The following is an 11,904-nucleotide window of genomic DNA, read 5'->3' as shown; positions in this document are numbered from 1 at the left end:
TGGCCGACGGACGCGAGCCGATGAAACCCCCACCCCCCTCCTGCAGCCTGCCGGTCTGGCGAGCGGGGGAGGGCGGCTGGCAGGCGCAGCCGGACACCGTGGCCGAAGAATGCCCGGTGGCGCTGGTCTACAACGGCATCAGCCATGCGGTGATGATGGCCACGCCCGCCGACCTGGCGGACTTTGCGCTGGGTTTCAGCCTCAGTGAAGGCATCATTCAGCGCCCTGATCAGCTCTATGATGTGGAGATCGTGGTGGCGGCAGAGGGGCTGGAGCTGCGGCTGGACATCGCCAGCGCCTGCCAGCAGGCGCTGCAGCAACGGCGTCGCCAGCTGGCCGGGCGTACCGGCTGTGGCGTCTGCGGGGTGGAAGCGCTGGCGCAGTTACCGTTGCAGCCGCCCGCTGTCAGCCACAAGCAAACCTTGCAGGTGGCGGCGCTGGCGGAGGCCTTCACCGCCCTGCAACAGCAGCAGCCCTTGTTCGCCAGCACCGGCGCCAGCCATGCCGCTGGCTGGTGGACGGCAGATGGACAGTTGGCGCTGGTGCGTGAAGATGTCGGGCGGCATAACGCGCTGGACAAGCTGATCGGCGCCCGCAGCCGCCGTGCCGAGCTGACGGCAGGCTGCCTGCTGCTCAGCAGCCGTGCCAGCTATGAAATGCTGTACAAGGCCGCGCAGGCCGGAATCGAGATCGTGGTCAGCCTCTCTGCGCCCACCGCACTGGCCGTGCGGCTGGCCGAGCAGGCCGGGCAAACCCTGCTGCGCTGGCATCCGCGCCATGGGGTGGCGCTGTACAGCCACCCGCAGCGGGTCAAACAAGGATAATGTCATGAATTTGCAACAGCTGGTCAAGATGGCCAACCAGATCGGCCAGTTCTTCGATGTGGAGCCGGACGACACCCTGGCGGTGCAGGAAATCCACAACCACCTCAGCAAGTTCTGGGCACCCCGCATGCGGCAGCAGCTCAAGGCTGCGCTGGCTCAAGGCGAAGCAGGGGAGTTGCTGCCCAGAGTGCAGCAGGCGGTGCACAAGCTCGGCTAAAGCAGCTGGCTTGACAGCCGCACAGGGCTCCCCCAGCATGACGACATCATTAACTGTGCTGCAGGTGTCCCGTGAGTCAGAATGGTCCGCATCAGGAACGCGAGTTTTACTCTTTCAATGGCTATGTAGTGGCCCTGTTCGGGGTGCTGCTGCTTGGCCTCCTCGGCTGGATGGGTTACAACATTGTCCAGCAGCAGTTCGGCACCCCCAGCCTGTTTCAGATTCTGGTGGGGGCGGCGATGGTGGTGGTGGCCTGGTTTTGTTTCTCCGGCCTCTACATGTTGCAGCCCAACAGCAGCTATGTGCTGACGCTATTTGGCCAGTACGCGGGTACCGACCGTAGCGAAGGCCCGCGTTGGGCGCTCCCCTTCTACCGCCGCCGCCCGCTCTCGCTGCGTGCCCGCAACCTCAACACCCCCACCCTGAAAGTGAACGACCGCCGGGGTAACCCGATCGAGATCGGCGCGGCCATCGTCTGGCGCGTAGAGGACACCGCACAGGCGGTATTTGAAGTGGACAGCTTCGAGAACTATGTCTCGGTGCAGGCTGAGGCCGCGCTACGTCACCTCGCCTCCCTCTACAACTACGACGAAGGGGACGAAGGCGATGCCAAGGCCGTCACCCTGCGTGGCAATATTGATGATGTTGCCCACGCGCTGCAGCGCGAACTGCAAGCCCGCTTTGCCCCGGCAGGAGTCGAAGCAGTCGACGCCAAGCTCACCCACCTTGCTTACGCCCCGGAAATCGCTCAGGTGATGCTGCGCCGCCAGCAAGCCGAGGCCATCATCAGCGCCCGGCAGAAGATCGTACAAGGGGCGGTGAGCATGGTTGAAGAAGCACTGCACAGCCTCTCAAACCGTGGCATCGTCGACCTCGATACCGAACGCAAGGCCGCCCTAGTCAGCAACCTGCTGGTGGTGCTCTGCTCCGACCGCGAAACCCAGCCGATCATCAATACCGGGAGTCATGTGGCGGGGTGCTGATAGAATTCCTGTGATATATAGCCTAATATTGTTTTTAGAGACAGAGCGAAATTGTCCGGAATGGAGATTGTTATGGGGGAGTCAGGTGTTGAAATCCCTCCCTTTGGCCATTTTGGCACTGTGGGGGCTTTATTAATTGAGTGGCTCCCACCATAGAGGACGAGGTAGCCTTCTGTCATTGCTGGAAAGCGAATGCCATGAAATTCATTTAGTAATTCTAATACATACTTTATGAATTGCCTTGTGCTCTTAAACTGGCTGGCGGCTCCGTTTGGTGATTTGGATTTTAAATCTATATAAATTACTCCTAGCCTGTCTGAAAAATTTACAAATATCACGCAGTCGCAAGAACAGTGATGCTTGTGCTCCTTTCCTTTTGCCAAGAGAGGGGACATAACTCCTTCTCCCGTTTCTGGCGTGAAACTAAACCAATTCTGGAAATCTTTTGCGACTAAGGTAACGTTTCGAAGTTTTGCATTATCTTGTTTTTCCTTTATATTGATGTGCGTATGTTGATCAGATCGCGCTGTAAAGTCATAAAAGGTGCTAAGCAATTTCTCCATTGGTTCGCTTAGTGACATTAGAACTCCTCGCCATATAGTATATGACTCTGAATTTCGTTCATGACATCAATAGTGCTATCAAAGGTATCAACTTCAATTCCGACTGATGAATTTATTGCTGCTTTTTTTAGTGTTTTCCATGTTGATGGTGTTTTCGCTGGTCTGCCAGGGCCTGGTGGTGACTTTGGCGAGTCGCAAGTTATGTATAGGCGAGTGTTTTCTGGGTTTAGTAACTCTTTGTCATCGTAATGATACTGATTTTGGATGGACTTTGTGTGAGGGGTTTTTTGATTTAGCATAATGAGAGTATTGAGTTCTTTGACTATATAGTCACTGTGGGTAGTGATAAGAACTTTAATTCCTGCATTGACTAGTCTGGCCAGTAATCTTGCGAAGGCACGTTGGCTCTTGGGGTGAAGATTTAATTCAGGCTCGTCTATAATCAATAAATCTCCTATTTTTGCCTCGCATCGCAAGTAGTAGCCGATGTCAAGCAGGGCCCGTACACTGCTTGATGCTTCACCCATCGTGAAGCGTTGGCTTTTTGTCAGACCTTTCGGTAAAAATACAAGTTGATTCCTTACAACTTTGTATTCCCCTCCGACGATGCCTTCAAATGCCTCTAGTATGTCGGGGTGTTTCTGTGATAGCTCGCTTTTATTTTTACTAATATTCTCAATTTCACGTACAAAATCAACATTATCTTCAACAGGTAATGCGTATTTTGAAGTGACCTGCTTTATTAGTTTGTATGGGTTTCTTTGCAATTCCCGAGCATCTGTCTCAGCTATTGCTTTTAATATTCGAGTGCGAGCTAGGTCGAGTTCACTGCGAAAAAGCGCCGCCCCGGTCCTTTCGGCACTAGAAATATGTACTGGTGGAAGATGCTGGGAAAGAACCGCGTGGGCAATGGTCTCTGAAATAAAACCAACTAAGAAACGATTTGGTGACTTAATGGCATCTGGATCTACTGTGAAAACATCAACTTTTACACTTCCGGCGTCTTTTTTTACCTTGGCATATACATCCCCGTTTGAGGCGTGATAAATGGATGATTCAAATTTTATTTCGATTAATTTGGTTTCAATTTCGGTGGATGGAGCGAATGTAGCACTATCCTGTGAAGTTGTTTCTTTTGAGAAAACGCGCTGAAGCTTATGCTGGTATCGTTTGCCTAATTCTTCGAGGTGAGTATTTATTCCATTTTTGAAAATTTCACTTAGGTCAATTTGCGTAAAATTTTCTTTTTCTAATAATTTCTGCACATCGTCTCGAAGTGTATCGGAAACAATGTCTCGCCACAGAGCCAAGAAACCGTAAATGGCATATGTAATATAGGTCTTTCCTGTATTGTTTTCTCCGCAAATAATTGTAAGGTTTGATAGCTCTAAATCGGCTTTGTCGATTATGCCAATTTTCTTTAAGTGAAATTTCATTTCTGGCCTCTTACTATGTCATTATTGTGGCGGTGACATGTGAATTATATAAATTGCTGATATGGTTGCGGCTCAACTGTTTGTCGAGTGGTTGTGTAATGAAAAAGACTTTTGAAAATGCTTTGAGATTTTGATTGTTTCTAGATTAAGCTAGATTACATAGCTTGGCTACCCCTACTGCGGTGGCACGCCTTCCTCGGCCTGCCAGGCTTTGAGCAGGGCCTGGCGGCGTTGCGGGTAGCGTTCGCCGGTTTCGTGCAGGCTGATGATGCGGTCGGTGCGGAAGTGGCGGAAGCCCTGACGCAACTCGCACCAGCCGACCACCACCTGAGTGCGGTCGAAAAAGGCCAGCGCAAATGGCCAGATCACTCGCTCGCTGGCTTGACCGTGCTGGTCGCGGTAGTGCAGCACCAGCTTGGTTTCGCGGCGGATGGCCAGCCGTATCGGCAGCAATTGTTCCGGGTCGCCTTCTGCTTTCTGGGCGGGGCCGACGATGAGGGCGGCGCTGTCCAGCCGAAAACGGAGATCATCCGGCAGCACGGCGGCAATCTTGCTGATGGCTTGCCGGGCGGCATCCCCCAGCCGGGCATCGCCCCGGTCGGCTACCCAGCGGCTACCGAGCGCCAGTGCTTCCAGCTCGTCTTCAGTGAACATCAGCGGTGGCAGCATGAAGCCGGGGCGTAGCAGGTAGCCGATACCGGCTTCACCGTCGATGTGTGCGCCTTGTGCTTGCAGGGTGGCGATGTCGCGGTAGAGGGTGCGCAGGCTGATGCCGAGCTTGCTGGCCAGCTCACTGCCGGCAACCGGGTAGCGGTAGCGGCGGAGCAGTTGCATCAGGTCGAGCAGGCGCTGGGCGCGGGACATGGCGGCGTATTGGATGAGGTCAGGCCTGCAGTGTACCACCCATGGTGACATTTTATGTCACCATGGGTGCACTCACCCCGATACGGCCGTGCTTACTTCAGGTAAGTGAGGGCCGTGCGGAACAGGTCCAGATTGTAGCCGTGGCGGGTATCCAGTTTGGCATCCTCATACCAGCTCTGGTCGGCTTCCAGATGGGGGCCGATCAACAGCACCTTGCCCTTGCCGTAGTGGCTGAGCAGGGCGGCAATGCGGCCACTGCCGCTGTAGGTGGCCAGTATGGTACTGTCGGCCGGGGCGCGCTTGCCCATGTGCGGGCCGCTCTGGTTGTAGACCATGCGGGTCTGGGTCCCCCATTTCATTTTCAGCAGCGAGGGCTTGGCATAGGGTACCTCTGAGCTGAGCTCATCCAGCGCCACCAGCCCGTACGCTTTGTGGTTATTCGCCTTGTCGCTGTACTGGGCGGCCAGATAGGCGCCGGCGCAAATGCCAAGGTAGTGACCGCCGTCTTTCACAAAATCGCGGATGGCCTGGACTTGTTCGGGCTTCAGCGCCCTCAACGTTTCGTCGATGTCGTCGGAGCCGCCGGGTTGTACGTAGACATCGGCGAGGCCCAGCACATCCGGCCCAAGGGTGCGCTCGTTGACGTAAATCACCTTGTCGTTCCGGTCCAGATAGCGTTCGCCAACGGCTTCGGCGCAGCCGTCGCAGGTACCGGCGCCATTGAAGATGGCAATGGTCTGGCTCATTACCGGGGTGGTGGCCAGCAGGGTGGTCAACAACAAAGCAGGTTTCAGCATGATGATCTTTCGGGGTCAGGAAGCGCTGAGAGGGTGCGGCGAGTGCGCGGGTTCCTGCGCAAGCCTAAGGGTTGCCAAAGCTGCAGGCGATGTTAAGGCTGCAGGCCCCCTGCACGGCTGCTGTTGCCTAGCCATTGCTGGAACTCCAGCATGGCGCGGCTGACCGGGCGGCCCTGCAGCCAGGTCAGCCAGTAGCTGCCGCCGTGCAGCGCAATGGGGAACAACTGTACCAGACGCCCCTGGCTCAGGTCGCGCTGGAACAATAGGGCTGGCAGCAGGGCCACACCCAGACCCTGGGCGGCGGCTTCGGCCATGGCAAGCGAGGTGTCGAACACCAGCCCGCGTATCATCGGGGCGGGCAGGCCGGCGGCGTCAAACCAGCGTGGCCACTCATCTTGCCGATACGAGCGCAGCAGCGGCTGCTGCAGCAGGTCGGCAGGCTGTTTGAGCGACAGGGCCAATTGCGGGCTGCACATTGGCGTCAGCGGGGCATGCAGCAGCTCGGTGGCGGCGGTGCCGTGCCAATGACCGCTGCCAAAGCGGATGGCCATGTCCAGCCCTTCGCCCAGCAGATCCACCGCATTGTTGTGGGTAAACAGCCGCAGATCGATCTGTGGGTGGGTGCGCTGGAAGTTGGCCAGCCGTGGCAAGAGCCAGCCCACGGCAAAGCTGTTGACCACGCCCAGGTTCAGTACCTCGCTGGGGCGGCCGCCTTGCAGATGGTTCAGCGTGCCCGCCAGCCGGGCAAAGCTGTCGTTGACCACGGGCAGCAGGGCCGCGCCTTCATCGGTCAGCACCAGTCCGCGCGGTAAACGCCGGAACAATGCTACCCCCAGCCGCTCCTCCAGTTGTTTGACCTGCTGACTGATGGCGGGCTGGCTCAGGTAAAGCTCTTCCGCTGCCCGGGTAAAACTCAGGTGGCGGGCGGCGGCCGCAAAGGCCCGCAAGGCATGCAAGGGGATATTCATGCGGCGAAGCATGCCACAGGACAGGTGGTTATGGCATAAGTTTTACTTGGGTCTGGCCATGGGGATATGCGTTTGTTGCAGGGTGGCGCAGCAAATTATCATGCCCCCTGTCTTGTTCAAGGAGTAGCCCATGCAGCGCAGAACCTTCATGTTGGGCAGTGTTGCGGCCCTGTTGTTGCCCAGCTTCGCGCACGCCAGCAACCCCAAGTCTGACTTGGGTAAAGTGAGCGATGCGATCTTCCTGCAGCAATTGCAGGCGCTGCAGCAATCGCTGGGCGGTCGGCTGGGGGTGAGCGTGCAGGATGTGCAGGGCAAGCGGACGCTGGCCTTTCAGGCGGAGCAGCGCTTCCCGATGTGCAGCAGCTTCAAGTGGCTGCTGGCGGCGGCCATCCTGCGGCGGGTGGATGAAGGTAAGCTGTCGCTGCAAAAGCGCATCCACTATGGCAAGGAGGAGTTGCTGCCGTGGTCGCCCATTACCGAGCAGCATGTGGCGGATGGCATGACCATTGGCGGGCTGTGCGAGGCGACGGTGACCACCAGTGACAACCCTGCGGCTAACCTGCTGCTGCGGCAGCTGGGCGGCCCGTCAATGTGGACCGAGTTCGTGCGGGGGCTGGGAGACAAGGTCACCCGGCTGGACCGGTGGGAGCCGGAGCTGAACAGTGCCATCGTCAACGATGAACGGGACACCACAACCTCTGCTGCGATGGTGGCCGATCTGCAACGCCTGCTGTTGGCCGATGCGCTCAAACCGGCATCACGCGCTCAGCTGCTGCGCTGGATGCGGGCGACAGAGACCAGTGGCCAGCGTTTGCGTCATCAGTTGCCCAAGGGCTGGACGCTGGCAGACAAGACCGGTACGGGGGATAACGGCACTGCGGCGGATGTCGGCCTCTATGTCAGCCCGCAGGGCAAGCCACTGCTGGTCGCGGTGTACCTGACCCAGGCGAAGCAAAGCCGCGAGCAGCAAGAGGCGGTCATTGCCCGGGTCGGCGAGCTGGCGAGGGCCTGGCTGTAACAGATGTGTCAGGGCGGTGGGCTGTAATCGTATGCCGGTGCGATAAAGCGCAGCGTCTCGTCCCCGGCATCGCGGAACAGCGGGCAGTTTTCATTACTGGTGAGGTAGGCTTCATCATCACGAGTAAAGTTGAGGCTGACCGCTGAGCACAGGCCCTCATACTGTTGGTAGGCTTTGCTGAACGCCGGAGTAAGCTGTACCGCATCCTGCCCTTCCTGGCTGTTGTGTGCGGCATCGACGAAGCGCGCCTGCAATTCCATTAGCAACAGTTTGTCTGCCTTGCGCGGCGCCAGGTAGAGCCGGACCAGCGGGCGGTTGCTGCCCGCCTGCACCAGCACCGTCATGCTGTAGCGGGCATTGGCCCAAGTACCGGAGTAAAAGTGCAGCGGCTGCGCCAGCCAGCCGTTGCGCATGAGGTACGCTTGCTTGAGGCAGGCGACGGTGTCGCCACAGCTCGCCCGTTCTTTGACCCATTCTTGCTGGTTCTGACGAAACGCCTTCAGGCGGGCCGGGTAGCTGGCGAGCAGTTGTGCTGTGTGCTTGTAATGCGCTGCCATGGTTTCATCCAGCGTGGACAGCTCAGGGGTCTTGCAGATGGCGCGCTCATCTTCGGCTTTGGCCTTGCTGCAATCAAAACTGGCCGCCAGCACGGGCAGGCTCAGCATACTCGCCAGCAACCACAAGCAGAACCGCTTCATGATGCACGCCCCGGCAGAATGATGTCATGGCATGGTAATGCAAACCTGAGGCAGAAACCAAGTGTGATGGTCGTTTACCCTACCAGCAGGATATGCACCCGATAGGGGCCGTGGGCACCGAGGGTGATGGTTTGTTCGATGTCGCCGGTGCGCGAGGGGCCGGAGACGAAGTTGCAGGCGCGTGGCAGCGGGCCTTGCTCTTCCCGCAGCAAGGCCCAGGCCGCTTCCATGTGTGGCAACAGGCGCTGGCGCGGTACGATGGCAATATGTGTTTCCGGCAGCAAGCTGCTGGCGGCCGGGGTTTTGCTGCCCGAGGTCAGCAGCAGGGTGCCGGTTTCGGCTATGGCGCAGAAGCAGCCGGTGATGCCGACCAGATCGTCGCCGTGGGCCGGGCGCGCCTCCACCCACAAGCCGCTGCCAGTCCAGTCCAGCCCTTGCCATTGCGGCCAGCAGATGGCGCGGGATGGCAGCGCATGCTGCTGCAGATAGCGCGCTACGGCGGCGGGTACCGCTGCCAGATCGGGGAGGGCTTCCAGCGTGCTGGACAGGGCCAGCGCCTGCTCGGTAAAGCGCGTCACCAGATCCTCGACTTGTGCACCGGGTGGCAGTGGGCCGAGGGGCGGCTGTTGCAGCCGTTGCGTGATCCGCTCGCTGGCGGGCCGATCCGGCTGTTGTGCCTGCAGGCGGGCAAGGATACGTTCGCGGGCGCTGTTCATGAGGATTGTCCTTGCTGGCGAGCACGGTACAGCTCGCGGAAGGTGCGGCCTTGTCCGGCGGGGAAGGTACGCCCTTGAGTCCAGCCTTGGCCAAGAGGCAGTCGGCGGATTTGCCCCTGGCGCCCCCCCAGCCAGCGCAGCACTCGGCTGGCGATACGGGTAGTTAGCGCGTAGCTGCGCGGGTGCAGTGCCAGCCAGCCCCACAGGCGGTAAGCCAGTTGCTCACGCCAGGGGCGTAGCTGTTGCTCGACCTGACGGGTGCGCAACTCGCGCATCAGGTCTGGCAAGGGAATCTTCACCGGGCAGGCGACGGAACACTGGTTGCAGCCGGTACTGGCATGCGGCAAGTCCAGACTGTGCTCCAGCCCGATCAGGCTGGGGGTCCATACCGAACCCATCGGGCCGGGGTAGACCCAGCCATAGGCGTGGCCGCCGACCGCCTGATACACCGGGCAATGGTTCATGCAGGCACCACAGCGGATGCAGCGCAGGATGGGGGCGAGGGTGCTGCTGTGCAGCTGGCTGCGGCCATTGTCGAGCAGTACCACGTGCATCTGCTCCGGGCCATCGCTGGCTCCGGCATCCTTGGGGCCGGTCAGCACCGACACATAGTTGGAGATGCCTTGCCCGGTTGCCGAGCGGGGCAGCAGCCGCAGCAGGGTGCTCAGGTCTTCCAGCGTGGGCACCACTTTCTCGATGCCGGTAATCGCCACATGGATACGGGGCAGGGTGGTGCAGAAACGGCCATTGCCTTCGTTGGTGACCAAGGCGACCGAGCCGGTCTCCGCCACCAGGAAATTGCCACCGGAGATACCCATGTCCGCGCTGAGGAAGTGCGGGCGCAACACCTCGCGTGCCTCTCGGCACAGCCCGGCGATATCGTCAGCCCAGCCCGGCTCGCGTTCGCGCGGGTGGTGTTGCTCAAACAGGGTGGCGACCTCTTCCTTGTGCTTGTGCACGATGGGGGCAATGATGTGGGAAGGCGGTTCCTTGGCCAGTTGCAGCACATACTCGCCCAGGTCGGTTTCCACCACGGTGATGCCCGCCGCTTCCAGCGCCGTGTTCAGGTCACACTCCTCGCTGACCATCGACTTGGATTTCACCACCTTCTGCACGCCGTTGCTGAGTGCAATGTCACGCACAATCTGCTGCACCTGGGCGGCATCTTCGGCCCAGTGTACAAATACGCCACGCGCCTGGGCGGCGGTCTCAAACTGGCACAGCCAGTGCGCCAGATCATCCAGCGTTTGCTGCCGAATCGCTGCACCCGCTTCGCGCAGCTCGGCAAAATTGCCAACCGCGTTGACGGCCAGGCTGCGCTTGGTGACAAACTTGAGCGGAATGCGGGTCAGCGCTTGCTGCAGTGGTTCATTGTTCAACTGCCGCCGGACGTTACCGCTAAACTGGTGTGCGCTGGATTCCATCAGTCCTCCCCGTCCACCAGCAATTCGGCAAAGTGCCGCACCTGTACGCGACTGCCACGGGCGCGCAGGCGGCCCTCCATATTCATCAGGCAGCCGAGGTCGCCCCCCACCACCATGTCTGCCCCGCTGGCTTCGATGTTGCTGCATTTGCGATCGGTGATCTTGCACGACAGCTCACCATACTTGAGGGCAAAGGTACCGCCAAAGCCACAGCATTGTTCCGCCTCGTGCATCTCCTGCAGTTCCAGCCCGGCCACCTGCTGCAGCAGGGCGCGGGGTTGTTGCTGGATGCCCAGCTCGCGCAGGCCGGAACAGGAATCATGATAGGTGATGCGCAGGGCGCGCTGAACGGTGACGGGCTGTGGCGCCACTTCAGTGAGAAATTGCGATAGCTCATACACCCGGCTGCCAAACTGGCGAGCGCGTGCCTGTTCTTCCGCCTGCTCAAACAGCTCGGCATAATGCAGGCGCAAGGTGGCGGCACAGGAGCCGGAGGGCAGTACCACACAGTCGCAATCGGCAAATTCTGCCATCAGTTTTTGCGCCAGTTGCCGTGCCAGCGCCCGGTGACCGCCATTGAGGGCCGGTTGCCCGCAACAGGTTTGCTGCGCAGGTACCACCACCTCATGCCCGCCTTGTTCCAGCAGCGTGAGGGTAGCCAGGGCAACGGAGGGGCGATTGAGGTCAGCCAGACAGGTGACAAACAGACCAACGCGCATGCAGGATGTCCTCCAGAGCAGATGGGACGGATGCTGCCAGCAGCGGGAGAGGGCGTCAATGCGGGCTTACCCGATCAGGGGGTGAAGGTGCGGTATGAACCCATTATAAAGGACTGTGTGTGAATACTCCGGATGCAAAGTCGCCCTACCATGCCAGGTGGGTCTGGGCTGTGTTGGTACTGCTCAATATGCCTGTGTGCATTATGGAAGCCTGGCAGGAGCACCATATTCAGCACGGCTGGCAGTTCAGCCTGCTGTTACCGTGCTGGATGATGTTTACCTTGTTCTGGAGCCGGCTGGAAGGATGGGCTTTGTCCTGGGCAGGGGATGCGGCGGTCTATCTGTTACGAACGGCCGTGTTGATGCTGGCCGCTTCCCAGATCACCCCGGTATTGCAACTGTTTGCGGGCATGGTCGCGGAGGGCATGTTGGGCCCTCAGCCGACGAATGCATTACCTGGCCTGCTGCACCTGTTCGCGATGATGACCCTGACTGGTGCGTTACTGAGTCTGTGTGCGTTGGTGCTCCCCGCACTGGCACTGCTACTGTGGCGAGGCCGTCGGGCATGGGCTTAGCCGCTGACTGTGTTGGCACAGCAGGTGTCGTAGGCATGTCGTCTGCTTGTCGTGTCCGCGTCGTGGTGTGTCATGCAGTGTCGCGTTTAGCCTTGGTGACGT

General features: G+C 59.2%; 14 protein-coding genes. 5 read left to right on the top strand and 9 right to left on the bottom strand.

What is annotated here, in order from left to right:
* The first annotated feature begins 20 nt into the window (after positions 1-20).
* The 3 genes from fdhD (at position 21) to ACE3O2_RS01970 (ending at position 2,024) form a co-directional block, all read left to right on the top strand.
* Positions 21-824, top strand: coding sequence for a formate dehydrogenase accessory sulfurtransferase FdhD (gene fdhD / locus ACE3O2_RS01980; protein WP_374334609.1), 804 nt, complete (start codon positions 21-23; stop codon positions 822-824).
* 4 nt (positions 825-828) lie between these two features.
* Positions 829-1,041 carry a formate dehydrogenase subunit delta gene (locus ACE3O2_RS01975; protein WP_168876175.1) on the top strand — a complete coding sequence of 71 codons (213 nt, stop codon included), beginning with the start codon at positions 829-831 and terminating at the stop codon, positions 1,039-1,041.
* A gap of 71 nt (positions 1,042-1,112) precedes the next feature.
* The gene (locus ACE3O2_RS01970; RefSeq protein ID WP_374334608.1) at positions 1,113-2,024 is read left to right on the top strand and encodes an SPFH domain-containing protein; all 912 of its coding nucleotides are present in this window, start codon (positions 1,113-1,115) and stop codon (positions 2,022-2,024) included.
* Here ACE3O2_RS01970 and ACE3O2_RS01965 read toward each other — a convergent pair.
* From ACE3O2_RS01965 to ACE3O2_RS01945, 5 genes are all read right to left on the bottom strand, one after another.
* Positions 2,006-2,605 carry a hypothetical protein gene (locus ACE3O2_RS01965; RefSeq protein WP_374334607.1) on the bottom strand — a complete coding sequence of 200 codons (600 nt, stop codon included), beginning with the start codon at positions 2,603-2,605 and terminating at the stop codon, positions 2,006-2,008. The genes ACE3O2_RS01970 and ACE3O2_RS01965 overlap by 19 nt on opposite strands.
* On the bottom strand, positions 2,605-4,023 hold the full coding sequence (locus ACE3O2_RS01960) for an AAA family ATPase (RefSeq protein ID WP_374334606.1): 1,419 nt from the start codon (positions 4,021-4,023) through the stop codon (positions 2,605-2,607). The genes ACE3O2_RS01965 and ACE3O2_RS01960 overlap by 1 nt, the downstream gene beginning before the upstream one ends.
* 174 nt (positions 4,024-4,197) lie before the next feature.
* Positions 4,198-4,887 carry a helix-turn-helix transcriptional regulator gene (locus ACE3O2_RS01955; protein ID WP_374334605.1) on the bottom strand — a complete coding sequence of 230 codons (690 nt, stop codon included), beginning with the start codon at positions 4,885-4,887 and terminating at the stop codon, positions 4,198-4,200.
* Between the two features lie 92 nt (positions 4,888-4,979).
* Entirely contained in the window at positions 4,980-5,684 is a 705-nt protein-coding gene (locus ACE3O2_RS01950; RefSeq protein ID WP_374334604.1) for a BPL-N domain-containing protein, read from the bottom strand.
* Positions 5,685-5,776: 92 nt separating this feature from the next.
* Positions 5,777-6,652, bottom strand: a complete 876-nt coding sequence (locus ACE3O2_RS01945; RefSeq protein WP_374334603.1) for a LysR family transcriptional regulator — start codon at positions 6,650-6,652, stop codon at positions 5,777-5,779.
* 130 nt (positions 6,653-6,782) lie between these two features.
* On the opposite strand from ACE3O2_RS01945, the gene bla reads away from it, so the two are divergent.
* On the top strand, positions 6,783-7,670 hold the full coding sequence (bla, locus tag ACE3O2_RS01940; protein ID WP_374334602.1) for a class A beta-lactamase: 888 nt from the start codon (positions 6,783-6,785) through the stop codon (positions 7,668-7,670).
* Between the two features lie 8 nt (positions 7,671-7,678).
* On the opposite strand, the gene ACE3O2_RS01935 is transcribed toward bla, so the two are convergent.
* The 4 genes from ACE3O2_RS01935 to ACE3O2_RS01920 all read right to left on the bottom strand — a co-directional run bounded on the left by ACE3O2_RS01935 (position 7,679) and on the right by ACE3O2_RS01920 (position 11,227).
* Positions 7,679-8,368 (bottom strand): lysozyme inhibitor LprI family protein, encoded by a 690-nt coding sequence (locus ACE3O2_RS01935; RefSeq protein ID WP_374334601.1) that lies wholly within the window; start codon positions 8,366-8,368, stop codon positions 7,679-7,681.
* A 74-nt stretch (positions 8,369-8,442) separates the two neighbouring features.
* Positions 8,443-9,084: a lactate utilization protein C gene (locus tag ACE3O2_RS01930; protein ID WP_374334600.1), complete on the bottom strand. Its 642-nt coding sequence runs from the start codon at positions 9,082-9,084 to the stop codon at positions 8,443-8,445.
* On the bottom strand, positions 9,081-10,508 hold the full coding sequence (locus tag ACE3O2_RS01925) for a LutB/LldF family L-lactate oxidation iron-sulfur protein (protein ID WP_374334599.1): 1,428 nt from the start codon (positions 10,506-10,508) through the stop codon (positions 9,081-9,083). The genes ACE3O2_RS01930 and ACE3O2_RS01925 overlap by 4 nt, the downstream gene beginning before the upstream one ends.
* Entirely contained in the window at positions 10,508-11,227 is a 720-nt protein-coding gene (locus tag ACE3O2_RS01920; protein ID WP_374334598.1) for a (Fe-S)-binding protein, read from the bottom strand. Before ACE3O2_RS01920 ends, ACE3O2_RS01925 begins: the two co-directional genes overlap by 1 nt.
* A gap of 188 nt (positions 11,228-11,415) precedes the next feature.
* On the opposite strand from ACE3O2_RS01920, the gene ACE3O2_RS01915 reads away from it, so the two are divergent.
* On the top strand, positions 11,416-11,802 hold the full coding sequence (locus ACE3O2_RS01915; RefSeq protein WP_374334597.1) for a hypothetical protein: 387 nt from the start codon (positions 11,416-11,418) through the stop codon (positions 11,800-11,802).
* Positions 11,803-11,904: the final 102 nt, after the last annotated feature.

The organism is Leeia sp., assembly GCF_041909055.1.
GTDB lineage: Bacteria > Pseudomonadota > Gammaproteobacteria > Burkholderiales > Leeiaceae > Leeia > Leeia aquatica.
The sequence above is the reverse complement of the archived record's forward strand: the minus strand, read 5'-3'. Positions and strand labels throughout refer to the sequence as shown.

Excerpts from the sequence above, each read along its gene's own strand:
- fdhD (WP_374334609.1), top strand. The coding sequence starts at position 21 with ATGAAACCCCCACCCCCCTCCTGCAGCCTGCCGGTCTGGCGAGCGGGG.
- ACE3O2_RS01975 (WP_168876175.1), top strand. The coding sequence starts at position 829 with ATGAATTTGCAACAGCTGGTCAAGATGGCCAACCAGATCGGCCAGTTC.
- ACE3O2_RS01965 (WP_374334607.1), bottom strand. The coding sequence starts at position 2,605 with ATGTCACTAAGCGAACCAATGGAGAAATTGCTTAGCACCTTTTATGAC.
- ACE3O2_RS01960 (WP_374334606.1), bottom strand. The coding sequence starts at position 4,023 with ATGAAATTTCACTTAAAGAAAATTGGCATAATCGACAAAGCCGATTTA.
- ACE3O2_RS01955 (WP_374334605.1), bottom strand. The coding sequence starts at position 4,887 with ATGTCCCGCGCCCAGCGCCTGCTCGACCTGATGCAACTGCTCCGCCGC.
- ACE3O2_RS01950 (WP_374334604.1), bottom strand. The coding sequence starts at position 5,684 with ATGCTGAAACCTGCTTTGTTGTTGACCACCCTGCTGGCCACCACCCCG.
- ACE3O2_RS01945 (WP_374334603.1), bottom strand. The coding sequence starts at position 6,652 with ATGAATATCCCCTTGCATGCCTTGCGGGCCTTTGCGGCCGCCGCCCGC.
- bla (WP_374334602.1), top strand. The coding sequence starts at position 6,783 with ATGCAGCGCAGAACCTTCATGTTGGGCAGTGTTGCGGCCCTGTTGTTG.
- ACE3O2_RS01935 (WP_374334601.1), bottom strand. The coding sequence starts at position 8,368 with ATGAAGCGGTTCTGCTTGTGGTTGCTGGCGAGTATGCTGAGCCTGCCC.
- ACE3O2_RS01930 (WP_374334600.1), bottom strand. The coding sequence starts at position 9,084 with ATGAACAGCGCCCGCGAACGTATCCTTGCCCGCCTGCAGGCACAACAG.
- ACE3O2_RS01925 (WP_374334599.1), bottom strand. The coding sequence starts at position 10,508 with ATGGAATCCAGCGCACACCAGTTTAGCGGTAACGTCCGGCGGCAGTTG.
- ACE3O2_RS01920 (WP_374334598.1), bottom strand. The coding sequence starts at position 11,227 with ATGCGCGTTGGTCTGTTTGTCACCTGTCTGGCTGACCTCAATCGCCCC.
- ACE3O2_RS01915 (WP_374334597.1), top strand. The coding sequence starts at position 11,416 with ATGCCTGTGTGCATTATGGAAGCCTGGCAGGAGCACCATATTCAGCAC.